This is a genomic window from Pelomonas sp. BJYL3, from assembly GCF_027257975.1.
GTDB classification, from domain to species: Bacteria; Pseudomonadota; Gammaproteobacteria; order Burkholderiales; family Burkholderiaceae_C; genus Roseateles_B; species Roseateles_B flavus.
In genome coordinates this window covers 17,980-44,240 of sequence record NZ_JANZKX010000010.1, presented here as the reverse complement: position 1 = coordinate 44,240, position 26,261 = coordinate 17,980, and the positions used below count along the sequence as shown (strand labels likewise).

The 26,261-nt window shown below is 68.2% G+C and carries 25 protein-coding genes and 1 other RNA gene; 21 read left to right on the top strand and 5 right to left on the bottom strand.

All coding sequences use genetic code 11. The features are described from left to right. Window positions 1–15 precede the first annotated feature (15 nt). Window positions 16–819 (bottom strand): type I methionyl aminopeptidase, encoded by an 804-nt coding sequence (gene map, locus O9Y01_RS22635; protein ID WP_269633917.1) that lies wholly within the window; start codon window positions 817–819, stop codon window positions 16–18. Between the two features lie 70 nt (window positions 820–889). Further along, window positions 890–1,714: an undecaprenyl-diphosphate phosphatase gene (locus tag O9Y01_RS22630; RefSeq protein ID WP_269633916.1), complete on the bottom strand. Its 825-nt coding sequence runs from the start codon at window positions 1,712–1,714 to the stop codon at window positions 890–892. Between the two features lie 173 nt (window positions 1,715–1,887). On the opposite strand from O9Y01_RS22630, the gene O9Y01_RS22625 reads away from it, so the two are divergent. The 9 genes from O9Y01_RS22625 to O9Y01_RS22585 all read left to right on the top strand — a co-directional run bounded on the left by O9Y01_RS22625 (window position 1,888) and on the right by O9Y01_RS22585 (window position 11,750). Then, window positions 1,888–2,598 (top strand): TetR/AcrR family transcriptional regulator, encoded by a 711-nt coding sequence (locus tag O9Y01_RS22625; RefSeq protein WP_269633915.1) that lies wholly within the window; start codon window positions 1,888–1,890, stop codon window positions 2,596–2,598. Window positions 2,599–2,646: 48 nt separating this feature from the next. Then, window positions 2,647–3,906, top strand: coding sequence for an efflux RND transporter periplasmic adaptor subunit (locus O9Y01_RS22620; protein WP_269633914.1), 1,260 nt, complete (start codon window positions 2,647–2,649; stop codon window positions 3,904–3,906). Between the two features lie 15 nt (window positions 3,907–3,921). Beyond that, on the top strand, window positions 3,922–7,110 hold the full coding sequence (locus O9Y01_RS22615; protein ID WP_269633913.1) for an efflux RND transporter permease subunit: 3,189 nt from the start codon (window positions 3,922–3,924) through the stop codon (window positions 7,108–7,110). Between the two features lie 60 nt (window positions 7,111–7,170). Beyond that, on the top strand, window positions 7,171–7,824 hold the full coding sequence (locus tag O9Y01_RS22610) for a protein-L-isoaspartate O-methyltransferase family protein (RefSeq protein ID WP_269633912.1): 654 nt from the start codon (window positions 7,171–7,173) through the stop codon (window positions 7,822–7,824). A gap of 5 nt (window positions 7,825–7,829) precedes the next feature. Then, window positions 7,830–8,171, top strand: coding sequence for a rhodanese-like domain-containing protein (locus O9Y01_RS22605; RefSeq protein WP_269633911.1), 342 nt, complete (start codon window positions 7,830–7,832; stop codon window positions 8,169–8,171). Window positions 8,172–8,216: 45 nt separating this feature from the next. After that, window positions 8,217–9,593 (top strand): TolC family outer membrane protein, encoded by a 1,377-nt coding sequence (locus O9Y01_RS22600; protein ID WP_269633910.1) that lies wholly within the window; start codon window positions 8,217–8,219, stop codon window positions 9,591–9,593. A 135-nt stretch (window positions 9,594–9,728) separates the two neighbouring features. Then, entirely contained in the window at window positions 9,729–10,508 is a 780-nt protein-coding gene (gene yaaA, locus O9Y01_RS22595; RefSeq protein ID WP_269633909.1) for a peroxide stress protein YaaA, read from the top strand. 24 nt (window positions 10,509–10,532) lie between these two features. Then, window positions 10,533–11,381 carry a 2OG-Fe(II) oxygenase gene (locus O9Y01_RS22590; protein WP_269633908.1) on the top strand — a complete coding sequence of 283 codons (849 nt, stop codon included), beginning with the start codon at window positions 10,533–10,535 and terminating at the stop codon, window positions 11,379–11,381. A 48-nt stretch (window positions 11,382–11,429) separates the two neighbouring features. Further along, window positions 11,430–11,750 (top strand): hypothetical protein, encoded by a 321-nt coding sequence (locus tag O9Y01_RS22585; protein ID WP_269633907.1) that lies wholly within the window; start codon window positions 11,430–11,432, stop codon window positions 11,748–11,750. 93 nt (window positions 11,751–11,843) lie between these two features. Here O9Y01_RS22585 and O9Y01_RS22580 read toward each other — a convergent pair whose 3' ends face one another. Next, window positions 11,844–12,305: an Lrp/AsnC family transcriptional regulator gene (locus O9Y01_RS22580; RefSeq protein WP_269633906.1), complete on the bottom strand. Its 462-nt coding sequence runs from the start codon at window positions 12,303–12,305 to the stop codon at window positions 11,844–11,846. Between the two features lie 99 nt (window positions 12,306–12,404). Between O9Y01_RS22580 and ilvB the strand changes: the two genes are divergently transcribed. The 5 genes from ilvB to O9Y01_RS22555 all read left to right on the top strand — a co-directional run bounded on the left by ilvB (window position 12,405) and on the right by O9Y01_RS22555 (window position 16,662). Further along, window positions 12,405–14,264: a biosynthetic-type acetolactate synthase large subunit gene (ilvB, locus tag O9Y01_RS22575; RefSeq protein WP_269633905.1), complete on the top strand. Its 1,860-nt coding sequence runs from the start codon at window positions 12,405–12,407 to the stop codon at window positions 14,262–14,264. A gap of 63 nt (window positions 14,265–14,327) precedes the next feature. Beyond that, window positions 14,328–15,032 (top strand): bifunctional 2-polyprenyl-6-hydroxyphenol methylase/3-demethylubiquinol 3-O-methyltransferase UbiG, encoded by a 705-nt coding sequence (ubiG, locus tag O9Y01_RS22570; protein WP_269633904.1) that lies wholly within the window; start codon window positions 14,328–14,330, stop codon window positions 15,030–15,032. An 11-nt stretch (window positions 15,033–15,043) separates the two neighbouring features. Continuing rightward, window positions 15,044–15,754 (top strand): phosphoglycolate phosphatase, encoded by a 711-nt coding sequence (gph, locus tag O9Y01_RS22565; protein ID WP_269633903.1) that lies wholly within the window; start codon window positions 15,044–15,046, stop codon window positions 15,752–15,754. Between the two features lie 15 nt (window positions 15,755–15,769). Continuing rightward, window positions 15,770–16,129, top strand: a transfer-messenger RNA (tmRNA) gene (gene ssrA, locus O9Y01_RS22560). A gap of 251 nt (window positions 16,130–16,380) precedes the next feature. Then, a complete protein-coding gene (locus tag O9Y01_RS22555) occupies window positions 16,381–16,662 on the top strand; it encodes a hypothetical protein (protein ID WP_269633902.1) in 282 nt (93 codons plus the stop codon). A gap of 370 nt (window positions 16,663–17,032) precedes the next feature. Here O9Y01_RS22555 and O9Y01_RS22550 read toward each other — a convergent pair whose 3' ends face one another. Further along, window positions 17,033–18,205 (bottom strand): PEP-CTERM sorting domain-containing protein, encoded by a 1,173-nt coding sequence (locus O9Y01_RS22550; protein WP_269633901.1) that lies wholly within the window; start codon window positions 18,203–18,205, stop codon window positions 17,033–17,035. Between the two features lie 269 nt (window positions 18,206–18,474). Here O9Y01_RS22550 and O9Y01_RS22545 point away from each other — a divergent pair, with 269 nt between their 5' ends. The 3 genes from O9Y01_RS22545 (at window position 18,475) to O9Y01_RS22535 (ending at window position 20,501) form a co-directional block, all read left to right on the top strand. Beyond that, on the top strand, window positions 18,475–19,116 hold the full coding sequence (locus tag O9Y01_RS22545; protein ID WP_269633900.1) for an ATP-binding cassette domain-containing protein: 642 nt from the start codon (window positions 18,475–18,477) through the stop codon (window positions 19,114–19,116). Window positions 19,117–19,188: 72 nt separating this feature from the next. Then, on the top strand, window positions 19,189–19,824 hold the full coding sequence (locus O9Y01_RS22540; protein ID WP_269633899.1) for a glutathione S-transferase family protein: 636 nt from the start codon (window positions 19,189–19,191) through the stop codon (window positions 19,822–19,824). A gap of 65 nt (window positions 19,825–19,889) precedes the next feature. After that, window positions 19,890–20,501, top strand: coding sequence for a LysE family translocator (locus O9Y01_RS22535; RefSeq protein ID WP_269633898.1), 612 nt, complete (start codon window positions 19,890–19,892; stop codon window positions 20,499–20,501). 67 nt (window positions 20,502–20,568) lie between these two features. On the opposite strand, the gene O9Y01_RS22530 is transcribed toward O9Y01_RS22535, so the two are convergent. Next, a complete protein-coding gene (locus tag O9Y01_RS22530; protein ID WP_269633897.1) occupies window positions 20,569–21,900 on the bottom strand; it encodes an MFS transporter in 1,332 nt (443 codons plus the stop codon). A 96-nt stretch (window positions 21,901–21,996) separates the two neighbouring features. Here O9Y01_RS22530 and cyoA point away from each other — a divergent pair, with 96 nt between their 5' ends. From cyoA to cyoD, 4 genes are all read left to right on the top strand, one after another. Next, window positions 21,997–23,070, top strand: a complete 1,074-nt coding sequence (gene cyoA, locus O9Y01_RS22525; protein WP_269633896.1) for a ubiquinol oxidase subunit II — start codon at window positions 21,997–21,999, stop codon at window positions 23,068–23,070. Window positions 23,071–23,087: 17 nt separating this feature from the next. Further along, window positions 23,088–25,097, top strand: a complete 2,010-nt coding sequence (gene cyoB, locus O9Y01_RS22520) for a cytochrome o ubiquinol oxidase subunit I (RefSeq protein WP_269633895.1) — start codon at window positions 23,088–23,090, stop codon at window positions 25,095–25,097. A 19-nt stretch (window positions 25,098–25,116) separates the two neighbouring features. Then, on the top strand, window positions 25,117–25,743 hold the full coding sequence (gene cyoC, locus O9Y01_RS22515; RefSeq protein ID WP_269633894.1) for a cytochrome o ubiquinol oxidase subunit III: 627 nt from the start codon (window positions 25,117–25,119) through the stop codon (window positions 25,741–25,743). 121 nt (window positions 25,744–25,864) lie between these two features. Beyond that, window positions 25,865–26,248 carry a cytochrome o ubiquinol oxidase subunit IV gene (gene cyoD / locus O9Y01_RS22510; RefSeq protein WP_269633893.1) on the top strand — a complete coding sequence of 128 codons (384 nt, stop codon included), beginning with the start codon at window positions 25,865–25,867 and terminating at the stop codon, window positions 26,246–26,248. Window positions 26,249–26,261 lie beyond the last annotated feature (13 nt).

The following is a 26,261-nucleotide window of genomic DNA, read 5'->3' as shown; positions in this document are numbered from 1 at the left end:
GCCGACGCGGGAGGGTCAGGTGTTGACGAAGGCGGGCGGCGGCGGGCTGCCGGCCGAGACGGTCAGCACCTCGTAGCCGGTGTCGGTCACGGCGATGGTGTGCTCCCACTGGGCGGACAGCGAGCGATCCTTGGTCACGATGGTCCAGCCGTCGCCCGTTTCCTTGATCTCGCGCCGGCCGGCGTTGATCATGGGCTCGATGGTGAAGACCATGCCGGGCACCAGCTCCTCCAACGTGCCGGGGCGGCCGTAGTGCAGCACCTGCGGCTCCTCGTGGAACTTCTGGCCGATGCCATGGCCGCAGAACTCGCGCACGATGGTGAAGCCGGCGTTCTCGGCGAAGGTCTGGATGGCATGGCCGATGTCACCCAGGCGGGCGCCGGGCCGCACCTTGGCGATGCCCCTCCACATGGCCTCGTAGGTGAAATTGCACAGGCGCTTGGCGGCGATGGAGCCCTCGCCGACCACGAACATGCGGCTGGTGTCCCCGTGCCAGCCGTCCTTGATGACGGTGACGTCGATGTTGACGATGTCCCCGTTCTTCAGCGGCCGCTCGTTGGGAATGCCATGGCAGACCTGGTGGTTGATCGAGGTGCAGATGGACTTGGGGTAGGGCGTGTAGCCCGGCGGGCAGTAGTTCAGCGGCGCGGGGATGGCCTGCTGCACGTTGACGATGTAGTCATGCGCCAGCTGGTCCAGGTGCTCGGTGCTGACCCCGGGTTTCACATGGGGTGTCAGATAGTCCAGCACCTCGGAGGCCAGGCGGCCGGCGACGCGCATGGCGGCGATGTCGGCCGCGCTCTTGATGGTGATCGTCATGGGGCGAAATTATGGCCGAGACGCCCCGGCCCTGCCGGACGCAGGGCCGAAGTCGCACCGAGGGCGTGCTTCAATCCTTCCAGGTCACCACGCCCGTCAAGGCCGTGGCCAGCACCACGATGCCGAAGGCGATGCGGTACCAGGCGAAGGGCACGAAGCTGTGGCTCGCGATGTAGCGCAGCAGCCAGCGCACGCAGATCCAGGCCGAGAGGAAGGAGAACACGAGGCCCACCGCGAACAGCGGCAGGTCTGCCATGGACAGCAGGGCCCGCTCCTTGTAGAGGCTGTAGAGGCCGGCGCCGATCAGGGTGGGGATGGCCAGGAAGAAGCTGAAGTCCGTGGCCGCCTGGCGCGACAGGCCCAGCAGCATGCCGCCAATGATGGTGGCGCCCGAGCGGCTGGTGCCCGGGATCATGGCCAGGCACTGGACCAGGCCCACCTTCAGGGCGTCCAGGGGGCCCATGGCGTCGACGTCCTGCACTCGCACGGCACTGGCCGGGCGACGCTCGGCCCAGAGGATGACGAAGCCGCCCGCGATGAAGCTGGAGGCCACGATCACCGGCGTGAAGAGGTGCGCCTTGATGGCCTTGCCGAACAGCAGGCCCAGCACCACCGCCGGCAGGAAGCCGATGGCGACGTTGAGCACGAAGCGGCGGGCCCGGACGTCGCTGCCCAGACCGGCGGCGGTGTCGCGCAGACGCTGCCAGTAGACCAGGATGACGGCGAAGATGGCGCCGGTCTGGATGGCCACGTCGAAGACCTTGCTCTTGTCGTCCGTCATGCCCAGCAGGGAGCCGGTGAGGATCAGGTGGCCCGTGGAAGAGATGGGCAGGAATTCGGTCAGGCCTTCCACGATCCCCATGATCGCGGCCTTGATGAGCAGGAGAAGATCCAAGAAGAGCTCCGTCGGTTCGGGCTGGAAATTGAAGCGGCGGATGATAAGCGCTGAGCCTTGCAGACTCCGGTCAAGCGGCGCAACTCCTGTAAATGCCAGGTAAAGCCGTGCCTCACCCGCCTTGACCCCTGGCGGGGCAGTGCATACAGTACTGACCGGTCAGTCAGTACACCATGAGCCCACGCAAGAACGCCCCCTCCGTTGCACCGCCCGCCGAGCTGCCCGCCACGGGCGCCCCGGCCCGCCAGGCGCCCGCCCCGCGCCAGCGGCGCAAGGAGGCGCGCCCGCAGGAGCTGCTGGCCGCGGCACTGGAGCTGTTCGTCGAGAAGGGCTTCGCCGCCACCCGCTCCGAGGAGGTCGCGCAGCGGGCCGGGGTGTCCAAGGGCACGCTGTACCTCTACTACCCGTCCAAGGAAGAGCTGTTCAAGGCCATGGTGCGGGAGAGCCTGTCCTCGCGCATTGCCGAGGCCAGTGTGCTGATCTCGCAGTACGAAGGCGCCACGACCGAGCTGCTGCACCGCGTGATGCACCTGTGGTGGACCGAGGTGGGCCTGAGCCCCGCCGGCGGCATCACCAAGATCATGATGGCCGAGGCGCGCAACTTCCCAGAGCTGGCCAGCTTCTTCCACGAGGAAGTGATCGCGCCCACCCAGGCCCTGCTGGCCCAGGTGATCCAGCGCGGCATCGACCGCGGCGAGTTCCGCCCGGTGTCCCCGATGATGACCGTGCAGGTCCTGATCGGGCCCATGCTGCACCTCGTGCTGTTCCAGCATTCCTTCGGCGCCTGCGCGCTGCACCTGCCCTGCGAGAACCCGGCCGACGTGCTGGCCTTGGAACTCGACCTGCTGCTGCATGGCTTGTGTCCACGGCCTGGCGCAGGCTGAGCGGCCCGACATCCCCCTTCCGATCCACCTCATCACGCCCCGAGTGCCATGCCCCAGTCCCGCCTGAACTGTTCTCGCCCGCAGCGCTTCCAGCGGGGGCGCCTGCACTGGTCGATCTGGCTGCTGCTGGTGCTGGGCGTGCTGATCGCCGCCGGCGTCCACCGCGCACGGGCGGCCCGCCAGGCGGCGGTGCCCGTGGCCACGACCGCCACGCCCCAGCTGCGTCTGGCCGAGTCCGATGTGCTGCAGGTGCAGTCCGGCCGGCTGGCGCGTTCGGTGGATGTGTCCGGCGGCCTGCGGGCGGTGGACTCCGCCGTGGTGAAGGCCAAGGTGGCCGCGGAGCTCAAGTCGCTGACGGTGCGCGAGGGGGATGCCGTCAAGGCTGGCCAACTGCTGGGCCAGCTGGACCCGACCGAATTCGAGATGCGGCTGCGCCAGGCCGAGCAGACCGCCGCCGCCGCCCGCGCCCAGCTCGACATCGCCCGCCGCAACCTCGAGAACAGCCGCGGCCTGGTGAGCCAGGGCTTCGTCTCCTCGACGGCACTGGAGAGCGCCGTCTCCACCGAGGCCTCGGCCGCCGCCAACTGGCAGGCTGCCGCCGCCGCCGTGGACCTGGCCCGCAAGGCGCTGGCCGACACCCGTCTGATCGCCCCCATCAGCGGCCAGGTCTCGCAGCGCCTGGCCCAGCCGGGCGAGCGCGTGGCCCTGGACGGCCGCATCCTGGAGATCGTGGACCTGCGCCAGCTGGAGCTGGAGGCGGCCATCCCCTCGGACAAGGCCGCCGGCCTGGCCGTGGGCCAGCAGGCGCAGCTGACAGTCGACGGCCTGGCCGAGCCGGTGATGGCCCAGGTCCAGCGCATCAACCCGGCCGCCCAGAGCGGCTCGCGCGCGGTGCTGGCCTATCTGCGCCTGCCCGCCTCGCAGCCGGGCCTGCGCGCCGGCCTGTTCGCCCGCGGCAGCGTGCTGATGGACGAGCGCGAGGCGCTCAGCCTGCCGCTCAGCGCCGTGCGGGTGGACCGCAGCGAGCCCTATGTGATCAAGATCGTGCCGGGCAAGGAAGGCCCCGAAGCCCAGTGGCAGACGGTGGCCCTGGGCGTGCAGGGTCAGGTCTTGCGCGAGGGGCGCCTGCGGGCCGCCGTGGAGCTGAAGTCGGGCGTGCAGGCCGGAGATCGCCTGCTGTCCGGCACGGCGGGCACGGTGGCGGCGGGCACGCGCCTGGTGCTGCCGGGTGCTGCGCCGGCATCGGCCCCCACCCCGGCCTCCACCCCGGCTCCCACCCCGGCCCCCGCTGTGGCGGCCTCGCGCTGAACACGGGAGCGCCCCATGTGGTTCACCCGCGTCTCCATCCACAACCCGGTCATGGCCACCATGGTCATGCTGGCCTTCGTCGTGCTGGGTCTGTTCAGCTACCAGCGCCTCTCGGTCGACCAGTTCCCCAACGTCGACTTCCCCACCGTGGTGATCAGCATGGACTATCCGGGCGCCTCGCCCGAGATCGTCGAGGCCGAGGTGACCAAGAAGGTGGAGGAGGCCGTCAACACGGTGGCCGGCATCAACTCGCTGTACTCGCGCTCCTACGAGGGCACCTCGGTGGTCATCGTGGAGTTCAACCTGGACGTCGATGGCCGCAAGGCCGCCGATGACGTGCGCGAGAAGGTCGCCCTGATCCGCCCCAGCCTGCGCGAGGAAGTCAAGGAGCCGCGCATCTCGCGTTTCGACCCGCAGTCCGTGCCCATCTTCAACGTGGCCCTGCTGTCCGACGACGGCCGCCAGAGCCCGCAGGCGCTCACCACCTGGGCCACCCAGGTGCTGCAGAAAAAGCTGGAGAACGTGCGCGGCGTGGGCTCGGTGGCCGTGGTGGGCGGTCTGCAGCGCCAGGTGCGCGTGGAGCTGCAGCCCGCGGCCATGGAGTCCCTGGGCGTGGGCGTGGACCAGGTCCTGGCCGCCGTGAAGAGCGAGAACCAGGAGCTGCCCATGGGCGCCCTGCGCTCGGCCGAGCAGGAGCGCGTGGTGCAGGTCAATGCCCGCATGAAGCGGCCGGAGGACTTCGAGTCCATCGTGGTGGCGCGCAAGAACGGCTCGCCGATCAAGCTGGCCCAGGTCGCCCGCGTGGTCGACGGCCCGCAGGAGCTGGACAGCCTGGCGCTCTACAACGGGCAGCGCACGGTGCTGCTCTCGGTGCAGAAGAGCCAGGGCGAGAACACCATCGCCGTGGTCGACGGCCTCATGGAAGCGCTCAAGGAGGCCCGCAAGCTCACACCGCCCGGCGTGCGCCTGGAGGTCAACCGCGACAACTCGCGCGGCATCCGCGTCTCGGTGGCCAACGTCAAGCGCACCCTGATCGAGGGCGCGGCCCTGACGGTGCTGATCGTCTTCCTGTTCCTGAATTCCTGGCGCTCCACCGTCATCACCGGCCTGACGCTGCCCATCGCGCTGATCGGCACCTTCCTGTTCATGTATGCCTTCGGCTTCACGATCAACACCATCACCATGATGGCGCTGAGCCTGTGCGTGGGCCTGCTGATCGACGATGCCATCGTGGTGCGGGAGAACATCGTGCGCCACGTGGCCATGGGCGTGAACCCGCGCCAGGCCGCGCTGGACGGCACGGCCGAGATCGGTCTGGCCGTGCTGGCCACCACCTTCTCCATCGTGGCCGTGTTCCTGCCCATCGGCTTCATGGGTGGCATCGTGGGCAAGTTCTTCCACGAGTTCGGCATCACCATCGTCGCGGCGGTGCTGATCTCCATGTTCGTCAGCTTCACGCTGGACCCCATGCTGTCCAGCGTCTGGCACGACCCGGCCATCCATGGTCATGGGGCAGGGCAGGGCGGGCCGAAGACCCTCTACGACAAGACCCTGGGTCGCGTCACCGGCGCCTTCGACCGCTTCACCGAGCGGCTGTCAGACGGCTACCAGACCATCCTGGGCTGGGCCCTGCAGCACAAGGGCAAGACCCTGGCCCTGGCGCTGGCCTGCTTCCTGGGCGGCTGCACGCTCTTCGGCGTGATGGGCAAGGAGTTCGTGCCCAAGGCCGACCTCTCGGAAACGCAGGTCAACTTCTACACGCCCGTGGGCTCCTCGCTGGAGCTGACCGAGGCCCGTGCGCGCCAGGTCGACGAGGCCCTGCGCAGCCTGCCGGAAGTGCGGTACACCGTCACCACCATCAACAGCGGCTTCGCAGCGGGCAAGAACTACGGCGCCACCTATGTGCGCCTGGTCGACCGCAAGGACCGCCAGCGCAGCGTGGTGGAGATGGCCACGCCCCTGCGCCAGAAGCTGGACCAGATCCCGGGCATCACCGTCACCAACATCGGCCAGACCGATCTCGGCGGCAGCAAGAGCCTGCAGTTCTCGCTGCAGGGGCCGGACCTCAAGGAGCTGGAGCGCATCGCCAACGGCGTGATGGCCCAGATGCGCAAGATCCCCGGCCTGGTGGACCTGGACAGCACGCTCAAGGCCAACAAGCCCACGGCCTCGGTGGAGCTCAAGCGCGAGGCCCTGGCCGACGCCGGCCTCAACGTCAACGCCGTGGCCACCAGCCTGCGCACCCTGCTGGCCGGCACCACGGTGGGCAACTGGCGCGCGCCGGACGGCGAGAACTACGACGTCGTCGTGCGCCTGCCCCTGGTCCTGCGCGACAACATGGAGCAACTCGCCGCCATGCCGCTCAACATCGCCGCGGCCGCGGACGGCGGCAGCCGCGTGGTGCGCCTGGGCCAGGTCGCGCAACTGAGCGAGTCCTTCGGCGCCAACCAGATCAACCGGCGCGACATGAACCGCGAGATCAACATCGACGCCAACGCCCTGGGCCGCAGCGCCGGCGAGATCTCGGCCGACATCCAGAAGATCCTGCAGGCCACGCCCATGCCGCCGGGCTACCGCTACAGCTTCGGCGGCTCGACGAAGAACATGACCGAGTCCTTCCAGTACGCCGTCGGCGCCCTGGCCCTGGCCATCGTGTTCATCTACATGATCCTGGCCAGCCAGTTCAAGAGCTTCCTGCAGCCGCTGGCGCTGATGACCTCGCTGCCCCTGACGCTGATCGGCGTGGCCGTGGCCCTGATCAGCTTCAACTCCACGCTGAACATGTTCTCCGTGATCGGCATCGTGATGCTCATGGGCCTCGTGACCAAGAACGCCATCCTGCTGATCGACTTCGCCATCCGCTCCCGCGAGGGGGTGCATGCGCATGGGGTCGATGCAGAGCCCATGACGCGGGAGCAGGCCCTGCTGCATGCGGCCCGCGTGCGGCTGCGGCCCATTCTGATGACCACCCTGGCCATGGTCTTCGGCATGGTGCCTCTGGCCTTTGCCATGTCCGAGGGCTCGGAGCAGCGTGCGCCCATGGGCCAGGCGGTGATCGGGGGCGTGATCACCTCCTCGCTGCTGACCCTGGTGGTGGTGCCGGTGGTCTATTGCCTGCTGGATGACCTGGCGCAATGGGCGCGGCGGCGCTGGCGTGGTGCTGCCGCCGCAGCCCCCGGGGCCGCCCCCTCGTCCGGGAAATAGAATGCCCGGGTTGCGCCGGAAGCCCCGGCGCCCCTTCCAGATGAAACGCCGAGCATTGCCATGAATTTCGAACAAGCCCGCTTCAACATGATCGAACAGCAGATCCGCCCCTGGGATGTGCTGGACGCGAGCGTCCTGGCCCTGCTGAGCAGCGTCCGGCGCGAGGACTTCGTGCCGGCCGAGCTGCGCACCCTGGCCTTCACCGACACCGAGCTGCCGCTGGTCGGCACCCGCCGTGCCCTGGCGCCCCGCGTGGAGGCCCGCCTTCTGCAGGAAATGCAGGTGCAGCGCGGAGAGAAGGTCCTGGAGATCGGCACCGGCATCGGCTATCTGACCGCCATGATCGGGCACAAGGCCCAGTCTGTGGTGAGCCTGGAGGCGGACCCCGCCCTGGCCAAGGCGGCAGCGGAGAAGCTGCGCCGTGCCGGCCTGTCCAATGTGCAGGTGCGCGAGGCCGACGGCCGTCAGGGCGCGCCGGGCGAGGCTCCGTTCGACGTCATCGTGCTGGCAGGCTCCGTGGCCGAGCTGCCGCAAGTCCTGCTGGACCAGCTCAAGGTGGGCGGTCGCCTGCTGGGCATCGTCGGTGAGGAGCCCATGATGCGCGCCGTGCAGGTGCGCCGCGTGAGCGAGAAGGAATTCCAGACCACCGAGCTCTTCGACACCGTTGCCCAGCGCCTGCCGGGCTTCGAGTCGCGTCCGGCCTTCACCTTCTGAGCGGCATGGCCTGGCAGCTGCCCCCCACCGAATTCCAGGCCTGGCTGGCCGAGGTGGCGCCCGAGGGGCGCCCCTTGCTGCTGGACGTCCGCGAGGACTGGGAGGTGGCGCAGGTGGCCCTGCGCCACGAGGGAATGGACTGGCTGCACATCCCCATGAACGAGGTGCCGGCCCGCCTGGGCGAGCTGGAGGCCTCACGGGCCGTCGTCTGTTATTGCCATCACGGGGTGCGAAGTCTGCAGGTCGTCGCATTTCTTTCGGCCCGAGGCTTCGATTCCGTCTATAACCTCGCCGGCGGCATCGATGCCTGGTCCCTTCAGGTGGACCCCTCGCTGCCTCGATACTGATTGCCAACCGAACAACCATCAAAACCATTGCTGCAAGGAAGCTTCATGGCTGCTGATCGACTCTCTTCCTCTTTGCGTCCGCGGGCCAGTGTCCTGGCCGCCACCCTGGGCCTGTTGTTCGGTGGGGTGTCGACGGTGCAGGCCCAGAGCCTGCAGGAGCTCTATGACGCAGCCCGTGCCTATGACGCCAGCTACCTGGCCGCGCGGGCGCAGGCCGAGTCGGCCGAGTTCAAGGCAGGGCAGGCGGATGCCCTGGCGCGTCCCACGCTCGGCGCCGGCACCAGCGTCTACAAGACCCAGACCCACACGCCCAGCTATGGCGCGATGAGCGCCGCCGGCCCGGTGACGGTGCCCTCGGCCACCATGAACTCCACGGCCACGCAGCTGGGCCTCAGCGCCAAGTACTCGGTCTACAACCGCGGCAATGCCGTCACCATCGAGCAGGCCCAGCGCGGCCTGGGCGTGGCCCGCGCCGACCTGGAATCGGCCGAGCAGGACCTGATCGTCCGCGTGGCCCAGGCTTACTTCGACGTGCTCAATGCCCGCGACACCCTGGCCACCGCCCAGGGCAACAAGAAGGCCGTGGCCGAGCAGCTGGCCTCCGCCAAGCGCAATTTCGAGGTGGGCACCGCCACCATCACCGACACCCGCGAAGCCCAGGCCCGCTATGACCTGGCCACCGCCCAGGAACTGGCCGCCGACAACGACCTGCGCGTCAAGCAGGTCACGCTGGACCAGATCGTCGGCCGCGTGGGCGTCGATCCCAAGCCCCTGGCCCAGCCCGTGGCCCTGCCGGCCCTGGCCTCCGACCAGGTCGAGACCTGGGTGAGCCAATCCGAGCAGCACCCGGTGATCCGCAAGGCCCAGCTGGGCCTGGAAGTCGCGCGCCTGGAGACCGAAAAGGCCAAGGCCGCCAACGGCCCGACGGTGGATGCCAACGGCTCGCTGGGCGTGGTCAACAACCGCGGCGACGTGCAGATCCCCGGCACCACCCGCCAAGCCAAGGTGGGCCTGGAGCTCAACATCCCGCTGTACACGGGCGGCTACAACGACAACCGCATCAAGGAAACGCTGAAGCTGGAAGAGAAGTCGCGCAACGACCTCGACTTCGCCCGCCGCAGCATCTCCGAAGCCACCAAGCGCGCCTTCTTCGGCGTGCAGTCCCTGCGCGCCCAGGTCAAGGCCTACGAGGCCGCTGAGGCCTCCACCAAGCTGGCCCTGGAAGCCACGCAGCTGGGCTACAAGCTGGGCGTGCGGGTCAACCTGGACGTGCTGAACGCCCAGACTCAGCTCTTCTCCACCCAGCGCGACCTGGCCAAGGCCCGCTACGACGTGGTGCTCAACAGCCTCAAGCTGCGTCAGGCTTCGGGCCAGCTGCGTCCCGAGGACCTGGCTGCCGTCAACGCCCTGCTGGCCAAGTAGGCGGCGCGGGCGCTGCCCGGCATCACTCCAGGCCCGCTGTGCCGTGCAGCGGGCCTTGTCATTGGTACTGCGACACAATGGGGGCATCACCTGACCCCGCCTGCCGCCTCCGCTCGCACGAGTCTTCTCCGATCCATGCTGTTCCTGCTTTCGCCCGCGAAATCCCTGGACTACGACAGCCCGGTCTCGCCGGCCGTCGAGGCCCTGGCCACCGAGCCGCAGTTCATCCCCGAGTCCATCGAGCTGATCGAGGTCCTGCGCCGGCACACGACGGCCGACATCGCGCGGCTGATGGACCTCTCGGATGCGCTGGCCGCCCTCAACGTGGCGCGCTACCAGGCCTGGGAGCCGCGCTTCACGCCCGAGAACAGCAAGCCCGCGGTGCTGGCCTTCAACGGTGACGTCTACGACGGGCTGGACGCGAAAAGCCTCAGCCTGAAGCAGCTGCGCTGGGCGCAGGATCATGTGCTGATCCTCTCGGGCCTCTATGGCGTGCTGCGGCCCCTGGACCGCATGCAGCCCTACCGCCTGGAGATGGGCACCTCGCTGGCCACGCCGCGGGGGCGCAATCTCTACGGCTTCTGGGGCGACCGCATCGCCGAGCATCTCAATGCCCGGGCGGCCGCCTCGCATGTGCCGGTGATCATCAACCTGGCTTCGCAGGAATACTTCAAGGCCGCGGACCGCAAGGCGCTGCATCCGCGTGTCATCGACTGCCAGTTCGAGGACTGGAAAGGCAGCGGCTACAAGATCATCAGCTTCTTTGCCAAGCGTGCGCGCGGCCTGATGGCCCGCTACTGCATCGAGCAGGGCGTGGACCGCCCCGAGGGGCTGAAAGACTTTGCCGTGGACGACTACGCCTTCGCGGCCGAGGCCTCCACGCCGGAGCGCCTGGTGTTCCGCCGCAAGCGCTGAATCAAGGAGAGCAAGGAGAGGACGATGGGGCAGGCTGCATCTCCCGAGTTGTGTCGCTGGATCATCGAGCAGATCAGCGCCGGCGTGTCTGGCGACAAGATCCTGCAGGCCATGGTGCAGAGCGGCTGGGACGAGACCGTGGCGAAGACGGCATTCGCGCAGGTCTCCCAAGCCCACCAGAAGGACGAAGCCCGGCGCGCGGGCAAGCCCTTCACCGATTCGCTGCCGGAGCCGGACCTGACGGGGCAGCCCACGGTGATCCGCGCCCTGGACCGTGACGTCAAGGTGCTGCTGACCCTGGCCCACCCCCGCGTCGTGCTCTTTGGCGAGCTGCTTTCGCACGAGGAGTGCGACGCCCTGGTGGCGTTCAGCCGCGACCGCCTGAGCCGCTCGGAGACCGTGGCCGTGAAGGTCGACGGCAGCGAGGTCAACACCGCCCGCACCAGCGACGGCATGTTCTTCGAGCGTGGCGAGAACGAGCTGTGCGCGCGCATCGAGGCCCGCATCGCGGCCTTGCTGAACTGGCCGGTGCAGAACGGCGAGGGTCTGCAGGTGCTGCGCTACAAGCCGGGCGCCGAGTACCTGCCGCACTACGACTACTTCGACCCCTACCACGCCAGCACGCCGTCCATCCTCCAGCGCGGCGGGCAGCGCGTGGGCACGCTCGTGATGTATCTCAATACGCCGCGCCGCGGCGGTGGCACCATCTTCCCCGACAGCCGCCTGGAAGTGGCGCCGGTGAAGGGCAATGCCGTGTTCTTCAGCTATGGCCAGCCAGATCCTTCGACCCTCACCCTGCACGGCGGTTCGCCGGTGCTGGAAGGGGAGAAATGGGTGGCAACAAAATGGCTGCGCCAGGGCGTGTTCGAGTGAAGAGCAGCGCTTAGACTTCGCAGCAGTCCCTTGATTGGAATTCCGCACATGAAAAGCATCCTGACCCTCAGCCTTGCCAGCCTGCTGGCTCTGCCAGCCCTCGCTCAGCAAGCCCAGGGCACCGTGCAGCCCGCGGCTCCCCTGGTCACGCCTCAGCCGGCCGTGGCTCCCGCCGTGGCTGCCCAGCCCATGCAGCAGGCCGCCGTGCAGCAGCCTGCTGTGAAGGCCAAGAAGGCCCACAAGAAGTCGGCCACCGCAGGCAAGAAGGCCACCAAGAAGTCCGGCAAGAAGGCCGCCGGCAAACAGCACAAGGCCACCTCACCGGCCAAGGTGAAGGCCAGCCACAAGCACGGCAAGGCCATGCACTGAGTCCGGCCGCCGGCACAGCCCCTGCGCCAGCCCGTGAAAACCGCCGCCCCGGCCTCGGGGACCGGCGGTTTTTTCATTGGGGCGCCTGCCGGCTCAGCGCTGCAGGGGCAGCAGGCTCTGCTTCAGCTGGCGCAGCACGAAGCTGGACTTGCTGTGGCGGATGCCGGGAATCTTGTAGAGCCGCTCGCGCAGCAGTCGCTCGTAGTCCCGGGTGTCGGCGACGGCGATGCGCACGTAGTAGTCATAGTCCCCCGAGACCAGGAAGGCCTCCAGCACCTCGGGAATCTGCTCCAGGGCCCGGCCGAACTCGAAGAGGGCTTCGTCCGAGTGGCTGTCCAGGGTCACATGCACGATGACCGTGTCCCCCAGTCCGACGGCGGCCGGGTTCACCCGCACGGCATAGCCCTCGATCACGCCGGCTTCCTCCATGCGCTTGATGCGGGTCCAGCACGGTGAGGTGCTGAGCCCCACGGCCTGGCTGATGTCCTGCAGGCTCTTGCGGGCGTCCTTCTGAAGCTCGGACAGGATGGCGAGGTCGAATTTATCCAGCTTCATTCTGTGAATTTTTCTTGGCGCAGGAAGATTTGCTGAATATAGCCTTTGCTGGCGAAAAATCAGGAAGTATTCCTGATCGGCCTCAGGGACACTGAATCCATGAATGCTCCGCTCGCCTCCGCCTGCCTCCTGCCTGTTGCATTGCCTGCTGCATCGCCTGCCCCGGCGCCCGCCTTCAATGGCGCTGCGGCCCTCATCGAGACCTTGCTGAGCCTGGGCGTGGACACCGTCTTTGGCTACCCAGGCGGCGCGGTCCTGCCGCTGTACGACGCCCTGCACGCCCAGCCGCGCCTGCGCCATGTGCTGGTGCGCCACGAGCAGGCTGCCGTGCACGCCGCCGAGGGCTATGCGCGCGCGACGGGTCGGGTGGGGGTGGTCTTCGTGACGTCGGGCCCGGGCATGAGCAACACCACGACAGGCCTGCTGGACGCGCTGTGCGACTCCATTCCGGTGCTGTGCATCAGCGGCCAGGTCGCCACCACGGCCATCGGCACCGATGCCTTCCAGGAGTGCGATGCCCTGGGCATCTCCCGCTCGGTCACCAAGTGGAACCATCAGATCCGCAGCGCCGCGGCCGTCAGCGAGGCGGTGGTCAAGGCCTATGAGGTGGCATTGGGCGGCCGACCCGGCCCGGTGCTGCTGGATCTGCCCAAGGACGTGCAGCTGACGCCCTTGCCGGACTGGCAGGGCCCGGCCCGCAGCGCGCCCTGGCGGCCTGAGCAAGCGACGGAGCAGCAGCCGGTGGCGGCCGGGGCCGCCGAGGTCGACGCGGCGCTGGCGCTGCTGCTCGAGGCCCGGCGGCCGGTCTTCTATGGCGGTGGCGGCTTGATCAATGCCGGCCCGACGGCCTGCGAGCGCTTCGCCGCGCTGGTGCGTGCCACGGCCGCCCCCTGCACGCTGACCCTGCTGGGCCTGGGCGCCTTCCCGGCCCGGGATCCGCAAAGCCTGGGCATGCTGGGCATGCACGGCACGCTGGAAGCCAATCTGGCCATGCATGAGGCGGATCTGGTGGTGTGCGTCGGCGCCCGCTTCGACGACCGTGTCACCGGCCGGCTGCAGGGCTTCTGTCCGCAGGCGCGCATCGTGCACCTGGACATCGACCCGCGCTCGCTCAACAAGGTCGTCAAGGCCGACGTGGCCCTGCTGGGCGACTGCGGCGAGAGTCTGGGACTGCTGCTGCAAGGTTGGCAGGCCCGGCAGCCGGGCAGCCCCGAGGCGCGGCGCGAGCGCCTGGCGCCCTGGTGGGCCCGCATCGCCCGCTGGCAGGCCCGGCAATGCCTGGACTTCGAGGACAGGCAGGACGCCATCCTGCCGCAAGCCCTGATGCGCACGCTGCAGCGGCAGCTGCGTGCGCGGGCGGCGGCGCAAGGCAGCGAGCCCATCGTTGCAACGGACGTGGGCCAGCACCAGATGTGGGCCGCGCAATACCTGGCCCCGGATGCGCCGGGGCGTTGGCTCAGCTCGGGCGGCGCGGGCACCATGGGCTTCGGGCTGCCGGCTGCCATCGGGGCGCAGGTGGGGCATCCGCAGGCCCTGGTGGTGTGCGTGAGTGGTGATGCCTCCGTGCTGATGAACATCCAGGAGCTGTCCACCGCCGTGCAGCACCGCACGCCGGTCAAGCTGGTGCTGTCCAACAACGGCTACATGGGCATGGTGCGGCAGTGGCAGCAGCTGATCCACGGCAACCGCCTGAGCCACAGCTATACCGAGGCGCTGCCCGACTTCGTGGCCCTGGCCCGGGCCTTCGGCTGGCAGGCTCGCCGCGTGAGCGAGCGGGCCGAGCTGGAGGAGGCCCTGGCCGAATGCCTCGCCTCTGACGGCCCTTTCTTCCTGGACGTGGCAGTGGCGGCGCAGGAGAACTGCTTCCCCATGATCCCTGCCGGCGCCGCGCACAACGAGATCTGGCTGGCGGAAGGCCGGCGCTGGGATGACACCCCGCTGCCCGCCAGCGCCTGCTGACCCCGGCTGCATCAGGGCCTGCGTCAAGCCAGGGCAGGGGTGCTTGACTTACCATTGCGCCCCATGACGATCAATGCCGACCCCCAAGAGCTGGCCAAATTCGGCGAGCTGGCCCATCGCTGGTGGGACCCCGAGAGCGAATTCAAGCCGCTGCACCAGATCAACCCCCTGCGCCTGGGCTGGATCGACAGCCTCTGCCCCCTGGCCGGCCTCAAGGTGCTGGACGTGGGTTGCGGCGGCGGCATCCTCACCGATTCCCTGGCCCGCAAGGGCGCCGAGGCCCTGGGCATCGACCTCGCGACCAAGGCCCTGCGCGTGGCCCAGCTGCATGCCATGGAGGCCGGCACGCCCCATGTCAGCTACCAGGAAATCGCTGTCGAGGAACTGGCCGCGCAGCGCCCGGGCGAGTTCGACGCCGTGACCTGCATGGAGATGCTGGAGCACGTGCCCGACCCAGCCTCGGTGGTGCAGGCCCTGGCCACGCTGGTGAAGCCGGGGGGCTGGGTCTTCATGTCCACGCTGAATCGCAACTTCAAGAGCTTCCTGCTGGCCATCGTGGGCGCTGAGTACGTGCTCAAGATGCTGCCGGCCGGCACCCATGAGTACGCGCGCTTCATCAAGCCGGCCGAGCTGGCCCGCATGGCGCGCGACGCCGGCCTGGAGCTGCACAGCAGCAAGGGCCTCAGCTACAACCCCTTCACCCAGCGCTACAGCCTGGGCACCGACACCGACGTGAACTATCTGTTCGCGCTGCGTCGTCCAGCTTGAGCGGCCCGCCCATGGACACCTGCCTGAGCCCCGACACGGGCGCCGCGCTGCAGACCCGCCTGGCCGGCCTGCGTGCCGTGCTGTTCGACCTCGACGGCACCCTGATCGACAGCGCACCCGACCTCGCCGGCGCCGCCAACGAGCTGCGTGCCGCGCGCGGCCTGCCGCCCCTGGACTACGCGCTGCTGCGCCCCATGGTGGGCTCGGGCGCGCGCGGCATGCTGGCCGTCTCCCTGCAGGTCACCCCGGCGCACCTGGACTTCGAGTCCCTGCGCACCGATTTCCTGGCGCGCTACGAGGCCCGCATGCTCCAGGAGACCGCCATCTTCGAGGAGGTCCATCCCTTGCTCGACGCCCTGGAGCTGGCCGCCATGCCCTGGGGCATCGTGACCAACAAGGCTGAGCGCTTCGCGCTGCCCGTGACCGAAGGCCTGGGTCTGGCAGCCCGCGCCGGCACCGTGATCGGCGGGGACACCACGCCGCACGCCAAGCCCCATCCCGCGCCCCTGCTGGAAGCCGCACGCCGCCTGGGCGTCGCGCCCGAGCAGTGCGCCTATGTGGGAGACGACGAGCGCGACATCGTGGCCGGCCGTGCAGCCGGCATGCTCACCGTGGCCGTGGCCTGGGGTTACCTGGGGCAGGGCGAGCCCATCGAGGCCTGGGGTGCCGATTTCATCGTTCAGACGCCAGATGCCCTCTTGAAGTCTCTGCAACTGGCATAATCTGAAGTTCTGAAAGGGGCCGACCTGGTTTCGACGTGGGTGCGGATCCGGAGTAGGGCATGCCGAGCACCAGTTCGCTCGTAAATCCACTGGAAAAAACTACCTGCAAACGACGAAAAGTTTGCCCTCGCTGCTTAATTAGCACGAGGCTCCGCAACAGTTGGCCTATGGGCTGGGGTGGCAACACCTGCGGAGTCATTCACATAGGCTGGTCGCCGGTTGGGCTGTACGGCAGGCGACGAGATTATTCAGCTGGCGGCGTCCAAAGCGTGCTCCTGCGCGTTGGCACCGTGAGAATCAAATCAGAGAGCTAAGCATGTAGAACTGCCCGGTGATGGCTTGCGGACGCGGGTTCAATTCCCGCCGGCTCCACCAATACAGCGTTCAGCGAATGCTGCTGAACCACGAAAGCCCAAGTCATCGATTGACTTGGGCTTTTCCTTTGGTGGCGATCGCGTCGCAGCAGAAGAGGCAGCTGTCGCTGTCAGCCCGCAAGCACGGGCCTCTGTACCTTGACGGACGATGCCCGAGAATCCTGCCAGCCCTGGCGCTGCCACGCCGGCGGCCCCTTCCAAACCTTGACACGACACGACTGCATGCTCCGCCGGTTCTCCTGGGCCCTCTTCATGGCCGCACTGATCCTGCCGGCTGCGTGGGCCAGGGTGCAGTTGGCCTCGTTCGACAGGCTGCACCCGCCCCCGGGTTGCGGCATGCCGATCATTGGCATCTATGGCGTGGCCATCCTGGGTGCCGGGGCGCTCTCGCTGGTGTCGATGGCTCTGGCCGGCGCTGCGTACTGGCGTCTGCCCGCCCCACGGAAAGGCCGTCGAAAGATCGAGCTCGCGCTGCTGTCTGGGCCAGCCCTGCTGGCGGGGGGCGTCCTGGTCTGCCTGCTGCTGGCCGGATAGGAGTGGCCCCCCCCAGGGGGCGCGGGGTCGGCGCCGCTGCCTGCGGCCTCTTGTCGTGGCACGTGGCATTGCATGGCGCACGGGGCTCCTGCGGACAACTGGCGCCCGGCCCACGGTCCGCGCCATTCGATGCGCCTCAGGCCCGACCTGGCTCACGCCATGAGCCACCCAGGTCTCAGCATGGGCCCATGAAGCAAATCCAATTCTGGCAATGGACGCTGCGCGACCCCGTAACGGGGCGCGTGGCGCGCACGCAGCGAAAGATGTGCGCCGAGGAGGCGCGGGCGCTGGATGCGATGGCGCAGCGGGTGGACGGCACGCTGGAATGGCGCCCGGCAGGCGTCACCCCCGCGCAGGACGATGGTGCCGATCAGGCGGCGCGTGAGCGGCGGCGCAGCGCGGCGGGCGTCAGCAGGCCGAGGGCGCCCAGCCCGCCCAGTGCCAGCCACACGGACGCCGGTTCAGGCACCTCGGAGCAGCCGGGCGTGCTGGCCGTGCAGGCGAACTGTGCGGCGCGGCCCATGAAGATCTGCTCGTAGCCGTTGTTGAGGTCCCGGCCGAAGGGCACGCCGCCCTTGAGGTCGCCCGTGCAATTGCCCGGTGTGGTGGCCGCATCGCAGCCCAGGCGGATGTCTGCGTGGAAGGTGTACTTGGCCAGGACGGTGTCGTCCAGCACCGTCGCGAACAGCGTGTTCATCTGCGCGTTCAGCTCGGGGAAGAGGATGGCGTAGGCCGCTTCATTGGCGCCCAGGTTGTGGTCCACCGGCTTGTTGCTGGTGGTGCTGCAGGAGACCGGGATGCCGAAGTTGTTGCGGCAGATGGCGCCGCCGGAAAGCACGTAGTCGGTGCTGCTGTTGTCACCGGCCAGCGGGCCGCCGCCCAGTGAGGTGTAGGTGCCGACGTCGCCCAAGAAGGTGCCGCCGCCGCCCTCGGTGAAGAGGGCGTAGCGGCCGGCGCGGTTGGTGAAGTCGTAGTAGCCGAGGTTCATGCCCTGGTCGTCGGTGATCCACACGCGCGCCCAGGCGGCCAGGCTCTCGGTGGCGGTGCCGCCGCTCTTGGTCTGGTTGTTGTTGAAGAAGAAGACCATCTGGTCCGAAGCCAGGAAGGACTTCAGGGAGGTCAAGGAGGCGTCCCAGGTGTTGGACAGGTTGCCGGTGATGCTCCCCTGTGAGCCGCGGGAGTTGCCGGCATCCGGGCGGAAGAAGGGGGCGCCGCCCGCGCCGTCCGGCGTGCGGTAGGCGTTGTCCATGCCCAGGAAGTTGGTGGTCGTCGGCCCGCTCTCGGTGCCCGTGGCCAGCACGACCAGACTGTCGATCTGCCCGGGGCTTGACGGCACGTAGTACTGGCAGCCGGCCTTGGTGCCGCCGCATTGGTCGATGACGGCAAAGGGGAGGGAGTAGGACTGGCCGTCTCCGTACTGCACGTACTGGACGCTGCTCAGGTTGATGCCCGGCGCGGCCAGTGCCAGCGGGCTGGTACTCAGGCCCAGGCAGACCAGCAGGGTGGAGGACAGCGGGGAAGCGAGGCGAAGACGGCGGCCCATGGCAACTCCATGAAGTCTTCCCGTCCATGATCGTCCTGCGATGGCGGAGGCCACTGACGGACCTGTCCTGCGACCGCGACAAATCATGCCGACCCATCCTCGTCAATCCCGAGGCATGCATGGGCCGTGCCCACTCCCCCGAAATGCTGGGAAATCAAGCACTTGCTCGCGCTGTCTGGGCGAATTGCGAACGCAAGGCCTGGAGTCTGTCAAGAAGTCCGACAGTGCCTTTGCAGGTCCGGGCGTTAGCGGGCACTACCATGGCCGCCATGACTGGACACGATCACCTCCTGCAGGCGCCCGGCACGGCGCCGTATCTGCGGGCCCAGGGCCTGGGCTGGCAGCCGCCGGGCGCCGGGTCGCCTCTCCTGCTGGCCGGGCTGGATTTCGAGCTGGGCCCCGGCCTGCACCTGGTTCAGGGCGGGGAGGGCCGTGGCAAGACCGCGCTGCTGCGCCTCCTCGCAGGCCTTCTGGTGCCGGATGCCGGCCAGCTGGAACGGCAGCTGGCAAGCCAGGCCTGGCCGGACCCGCTGGACCCCGCGCGCGATGCGCAGCAGGCCGCCGACTGGCTGGCCGAGGAGCGCGCCAGGCATGCCGCCTGGCATGCCGACACGGCGGCGGCCCTGCAGGAGGCCTGGCAGCTGGGGCCCCACATGGCCAAGCAGATGCACATGCTCTCCGCCGGCAGCCGGCGCAAGCTGGGCCTGCTGGCGGCCGCGGCCAGCGGGGCGGAGCTGGTGCTGCTGGACATGCCCTTTGCCGCGCTGGACGGCATTTCCCGGCGCGTGCTGCTGGAGCTGCTGGAGGACGCCGCCCGGCAGTGCCGGCAGATCTGGGTGATGGCCGACTACGCCGCGCCGTCCGGGCTGGATGCTTCCCTGTTCGCATCCCGCATCGACCTCGGCGAATGAGGGCCTCCGCCGGGGCGGACTTGCGCTAGCCTCTCCCCATCGACAGCAGCCAGGGCCCGGCCCGGAACGCTCATGAGCCAGCGACTGCGCCTGCTGGGGCGCGCCTCCTCCATCAATGTCCGCAAGGTGCTCTGGACGCTCGATGAAACCGGGCTGCCCCACGAGCACGAGCCCTGGGGCGAGGGCGCGCTCTCGCTGCAGAGTCCGGAGTTTCTGGCCCTCAATCCGCTGGGCATGGTGCCGGTGCTGGTCGATGGCGACCTTGTGCTGCGGGAGTCCAACACCTTGTGCCGCTACGTCGCCCAGCGGGCCGGCCGCAAGGACCTCCTGCCGGACGATGCCGGCGGCCGCGCCCAGGTGGAGCAGTGGATGGACTGGCAGGCCACCGAGCTGAACAACAGCTGGCGCTATGCCTTCATGGGCCTGGTCCGCCAGAGTCCGGCGCACCAGGACACCGCCCTCATCGCCCAGGGGCTGCAGGGCTGGAATGCCCAGATGGCCGTGCTGGAGGCGCAGCTGCAGCGCACCGGCGCCTATGCGGCCGGGCCGCGCTTCACCCTGGCGGACGTGGTGCTGGGCCTGTCGGTCGAGCGCTGGCTGCGCACGCCGCAGCAGCAGCGGCCGGTCTTTGAGGCCATCGCGGCCTATCACGCGCGGCTCTGCGAGCGGCCCGCCTTTCTGCGCCATGGCGCCAACGGTTTGCCCTGAAGGCCAGTGCAGAGGCTGCCGCCTCGGCGCTTGACGACCCGCGGGCCTGCCGCGACAGTCGCCGCATGGCATTCGACACCTGGCTCCTGTACCTGCTGGCCGCCACCGGCCTGTCCCTCTCGCCCGGCCCCAACGGTCTGCTCGCGCTGACCCACGGTGCCCTGCACGGTCGCCAGCGTGCGCTGTGGACCATCCTGGGCGGCGCCCTGGGCTTTGTGGGGGTGATCGCGCTCTCGCTGTTTGGCATCGGCGCCTTGCTGAAGAGCTCGCTGCTGTGGCTGACGGTGCTGAAGTGGGTGGGCGGGGCCTACCTCTTCTGGCTGGGCGTGCAGGTCTGGCGCTCGCCGCCCATCGGGGTGGAGCTGCCCGAGGCGGCGGCGCCGCGCAGCGGCTGGTCGCTGTTCCGCCAGGGCGCGTTGTCGGCGCTGACCAATCCCAAGGGCCTGCTCTTCTTTGCGGCCTTCCTGCCCCAGTTCATCGACCCGGCCCGCAGTCTGTGGGTCCAGTTCGCGATCCTCGCCGGCACCTTTGCCGTGGTGGAATTCCTCACCGAATGGGGCCTGGCCAGTGCGGCGCACCGCATCAGCCCCTGGCTCAAGCGGGTGGGGCGGCGCTTCAACAAGGGCTGCGGCGGGGTCTTCATGGCCCTGGGGGCGGCGCTGCCCCTGCGCGGCTGAAGGCAGGGCGTCGCTCCAATGAAAAACGGACGCCGAGGCGTCCGTTGTCACTTGAGGGCGACGGGGGTCAGTCCTTGATGGTCTGCAGCCGGCGGTTCACGCGCAGCGCCAGCAGCGTGGTGGCAACGCCCGAGAGCAGGTAGAGGCTCACCGAGATCAGGCCGAACTCCGCCGACAGACCCAGGGCCACCAGCGGCGCGAAGGCGGCGCCCAGCAGCCAGGCGAGGTCAGCCGTCAGCGCGGCGCCGGTGTAGCGGAACTGGGGCAGGAAGTTGGAGGTCACCGTGCCGGCGGCCTGGCCATAGGACAGGCCCAGCAGGATGAAGCCCACCAGGATGAACATGTCCTGGCCCAGCGCGCCGCCCTTGAGCAGAGCCGGCGTCGCCAGGGCGAAGAGGCCGATGCCGATGGCCACCGCGCCCAGGGTGCGGCGCCGGCCGAAGGTGTCGGCCAGCAGGCCGGACAGCGGCATGGCCGCGGCCGCCAGCAGGGCGCCCACCACCTGCACCACGAGGAAGTCACCCACATCCTGCTTGGAGAACAGCAGGATCCATGACAGCGGGAACACCGTCACGATGTGGAAGAGGGCGTAGCTGGACAGCGAGGCGAAGGCGCCGATCAGCACGTTGTGGCCCTGCTGGCGCATCAGCTCGGCCTCGTTGCAGGGCTCCAGCTCGTGGGCCTCCAGCTCGCGCTCGTATTCATGCGTCACCACCAGGCGCAAGCGGGCGAACAGCGCGACGACGTTGATGGCGAAGGCCGCGAAGAAGGGATAGCGCCAGCCCCAGGAGAGGAAATCCGCGCTGCTGAGGTGCGTCCACAGATAGGCGAAGAGCCCGCTGGCCACGAAGAAGCCCAGGGGCGCGCCCAGCTGGCCCAGCATGGCGTACCAGCCGCGCTTGTGCTCGGGGGCGTTCAGGGCCAGCAGGGAAGGCAGGCCGTCCCAGGAGCCCCCGAGGGCCAGGCCTTGCCCCAGGCGGAAGGCCGCGAGCAGCCAGATGGCCGTGGAGCCCAGGCTGGCGTAGCCCGGCAGCATGGCCATGCCGGCAGTGGAGGCGCCCAGCAGGAAGAGGGCGGCGGTGAGCTTGACGCTGCGGCCCCAGCGGCGCTGGATGGCCATGCTCAGCAGCGAGCCGATGGGGCGCACCACGAAGGCCAGCGCGAAGAGGGCGAAGGCGTAGAGCGTGCCCGTGAGGTGGTCGGCGAAGGGGAAGAAGAGGGCCGGGAAGACCAGCACCGAGGCGATGCCGTAGACGAAGAAGTCGAAATACTCGGACGCCCGGCCGATCACGACCCCCACGGCGATGTCGCCCGGGGCGACGTTCTGCTGCTCTGAATCCGCCCCGCCGGGGCTGATCGCGCTCAAGGAATTCAGGGGCAGGGCACTGCTGGTAACCATGGGGCCTGGGACAAAATGTCCAATCGTTGACATGGGTCAATCAGGATACATTCGCGCCCGAAACGCAAGCTCGTTAACCCGGCGCTGGTTATCCCGATGTATAGAAAACCCCTGCTGTCCCCGGCCGCCCTGGCCCCCGTCCTCGGCCGCTCCGTGCTGGCCCTGGCTCTCCTGCCCCTGGCCGCCTGCAACACGGTGGTGATGAACCCCTCGGGTGACATCGCCCGCCAGCAGGCCGACCTGGTCACCACCTCGACGCTGCTGATGCTGCTGATCATCGTCCCGGTGATCCTGCTGACCCTGCTGTTCGCCTGGCGCTACCGCCAGTCCAACAAGGAGGCGACCTACACCCCCGACTGGGACCACAGCACCAAGCTGGAGCTCATCATCTGGGGCGCGCCGCTGATGATCATCATCGCGCTGGGCGCCATCACCTGGATCAGCACCCACAAGCTGGATCCCTACCGCGCCCTGGAGCGGCTGGACGAGTCCCGCCCCCTGCCCGAAGGCGTCAAGCCTCTGGAAGTGGAAGTGGTGGCCCTGGACTGGAAGTGGCTGTTCCTCTACCCCGAGCAGGGCATTGCCACGGTCAATGAGCTGGCCGCCCCGGTGGACCGCCCCATCCGTTTCAAGATCACCGCCTCCACGGTGATGAACGCCTTCTACATCCCCGCACTGGCCGGCCAGATCTACGCCATGCCGGGCATGCAGACCCAGCTTCATGCCGTGATCAACAAGCCTGGCGCGTACGAGGGCTTCTCGTCCAACTTCAGCGGCGACGGCTTCTCGCACATGCGCTTCCAGTTCCATGGCCTCTCCGACGCCGACTTCCAGGCCTGGGTCGCGAAGAACAAGCAGGAAGGTGGCGAACTCAGCCGCGCCGTCTACCAGCAGCTGGAACAGCCCAGCGAGAAGGAGCCCGTGCGCCGCTACGCCCGCGTGGCCAACGGCCTGTACGACGCCATCCTGAACCGCTGCGTGGACAGCGCCAAGATGTGCATGGGCCAGATGATGGCCATCGACGCGGCCGGCGGCCAGGGCAAGGGCGGCGTGGACGGCGTGTCCCGCAAGGCCTGGGGCCAGGGCGAGAAGTCCTTCGTGACCGCCCAGTGCACGCCGGCCAATGCCGAGCAGTTCCTCCCCGCGGCCACCGCGGCCCGCCAAGATTGATCCGCTGAAGTACCAAGATGTCTGACGCTCAAGACCTCAGCCGCCTCGTGTTCGGGCGGCTCACGTGGGATGCGATCCCCCTGCATGAACCCATCCTGCTCGCCACCTTCGCCGGCGTCGTGCTGGGCGGGCTGGCCATGCTCTTCCTGCTGACCAAGTACCGCCTGTGGGGCGTGCTGTGGCGCGACTGGATCACCAGCATCGACCACAAGAAGATCGGCATCATGTACATCATCCTGGGCCTGGTGATGCTGCTGCGCGGCTTTGCAGACGCGCTGATGATGCGGGCCCAGCAGGCCATCTCCTTCGGGGACCAGGTCGGCTTCCTGCCGCCGCACCACTACGACCAGATCTTCACTGCCCACGGCGTGATCATGATCTTCTTCGTGGCGATGCCTCTGGTGACGGGCTTCATGAACTACGTGGTGCCGCTGCAGATCGGCGCCCGTGACGTGGCCTTCCCCTTCCTGAACAACTTCAGCTTCTGGATGACGGCCAGCGGCGCCATCCTGATCATGATGTCGCTGTTCGTGGGCGAGTTCGCGCGCACCGGCTGGCTGGCGTATCCGCCGCTGTCCGGCATCCTGGCGAGCCCGGGCGTGGGGGTGGACTACTACATCTGGTCCCTGCAGATCGCGGGCGTGGGCACCACGCTCTCGGGCATCAACCTGATCGCGACCATCATCAAGATGCGCGCGCCGGGCATGACGATGATGAAGATGCCCGTCTTCACCTGGACCAGCCTGTGCACCAACGTGCTGATCGTGGCCGCCTTCCCGGTGCTGACCGCCGTGCTGGTGCTGCTCTCGCTGGACCGCTACATCGGCACCAACTTCTTCACGACGGACCTCGGCGGCAATGCCATGGTCTACGTGAACCTGATCTGGATCTGGGGCCACCCCGAGGTCTACATCCTGGTGCTGCCGGTCTTCGGCATCTTCTCGGAGGTGGTGTCCACCTTCAGCCGCAAGAAGCTGTTCGGCTATGCCTCCATGGTGTACGCGACGGTGGTGATCACCATCCTGTCCTACCTCGTGTGGCTGCACCACTTCTTCACCATGGGCTCGGGCGCCAGCGTGAATTCCTTCTTCGGGATCACGACCATGATCATCTCCATCCCGACGGGAGCGAAGATCTTCAACTGGCTCTTCACCATGTACCGCGGCCGCATCAACTTCGATGTGCCCATGCTGTGGACGGTGGGCTTCATGGTCACCTTCGTGATCGGTGGCATGACCGGCGTGCTGCTGGCCGTGCCCCCGGCGGACTTCGTGCTGCACAACAGCCTGTTCCTGATCGCCCACTTCCACAACGTGATCATCGGCGGCGTGCTCTTCGGCCTGATGGCGGGCATCACCTTCTGGTTCCCCAAGGCCTTCGGCTACAAGCTGGACCCGTTCTGGGGCAAGTGCAGCTTCTGGTTCTGGTTCGTGGGCTTCTACCTCGCCTTCATGCCGCTGTATGTGCTGGGCCTGATGGGCGTGACCCGCCGCATGAGCCACTTCGAGGATCCCTCGCTGCAGATCTGGTTCCAGATCGCCGCGCTGGGCGCCGTGCTGATCGCCCTGGGCATCGGCAGCTTCCTGATCCAGCTGGTGGTCAGCTACCTGCGCCGTGACCAGCTGCGCGACGAGACCGGTGACCCCTGGGACGGCCGCACGCTGGAGTGGTCCACCGCCTCGCCGCCGCCGGACTACAACTTCGCCTTCACGCCCGTCGTGCACGAGCTGGACGCCTGGCACCACATGAAGAAGCTCGGCGTGAAGCGCCCGACCAGCGGCTTCGTGGACATCCACATGCCCGCCAACACCGCCGCAGGCGTGGTGATCGCCGGCCTGTCGACGCTGTTCGGCTTCGCGATGATCTGGCACATGTGGCTGGTGGCCGGCCTGAGCTTCCTCGTGACGCTGGTGGCCATCCTGGCCCACACCTTCAACTACAAGCGCGACTACTACATCCAGGCCGATGCCGTGAAGCGCAGCGAAGACGCCCGTACCGCCCACCTGGCGGCGCTGGCGGCGCGTTGATCGCCTGGAGGACCGAATCATGAGTCACACCATTTCCCTGACCGAAGCCGACGGCGCGCCGCGCTTCTATGACCTGAAGGGCGAGCACCACCCGCAGCAGGGCACCCTGCTGGGCTTCTGGCTCTACCTGATGAGCGACTGCCTCATCTTCGCCGTGCTGTTCGCGGTGTTCGCGGTGCTGGGCAAGTCCTACGCCGCCGGCCCCTCGGGGGCTGACCTCTTCGACCTGCCCCTGGTGGCGGTGAACACGGGCTTCCTGCTGTTCTCGTCCATCACCTATGGGCTGGCGATGATCGCGATGAACCACGGCAAGAAGCAGCACCTGCTGATGTGGCTGGCGGTGACGGGCCTCTTCGGCGCGGCCTTCCTGGGCCTGGAGCTCTACGAGTTTGCCCATCTGCTGCACGAGGGCGCCGGCCCGCAGCGCAGCGCCTTCCTCTCGGCCTTCTTCACCCTGGTTGGCACGCACGGGTTGCACGTCACCTTCGGCATCGTCTGGCTCGTCACGCTGATGCTGCAGGTGAGCAAGCATGGTCTGATCAAGGAGAACAAGCGCCGCCTGATCTGCCTCTCCATGTTCTGGCACTTCCTGGACGTGGTGTGGATCGGGGTCTTCACCTTCGTCTATCTCATGGGGTCGATGTGACCCACCCCCTACGGCCTGCTGCCGCCCCCTCGAAGGGGCGCGCTTGGCAGCCCGGCAAAGCCGGATCTGCAAGCGCCGCTGGGCTTGGGAGGCCTACTGCTAAGACTGATTGAGAAGTCACATGAGCGAACAACATCACGATCAACACGCTGATCACGGCCACCACGACGATGACCTGGCCTACCACGCCACGGTCAAGGGCTATGTGATCGGCTTCCTGCTGTCCGTCGTGCTGACGGCGATTCCCTTCTGGCTGGTCATGGGCCAGGTGCTGCCGAGCAAGAACGCCACCGCGCTGGTGATCCTCGCCTTCGCGGCCGTGCAGATGGTCGTGCACATGGTCTATTTCCTGCACATGAACAGCAAGGTCGAGGGCGGCTGGTCCCTGCTGGCCCTGATCTTCACCGCGGCGCTGGTGCTGATCATGCTGGCGGGCTCCATCTGGGTCATGTACCACATGAACGCCAACATGATGCCCGTGCACGACATGCGCAACCTGCCCTGATGCGAGAGGATCG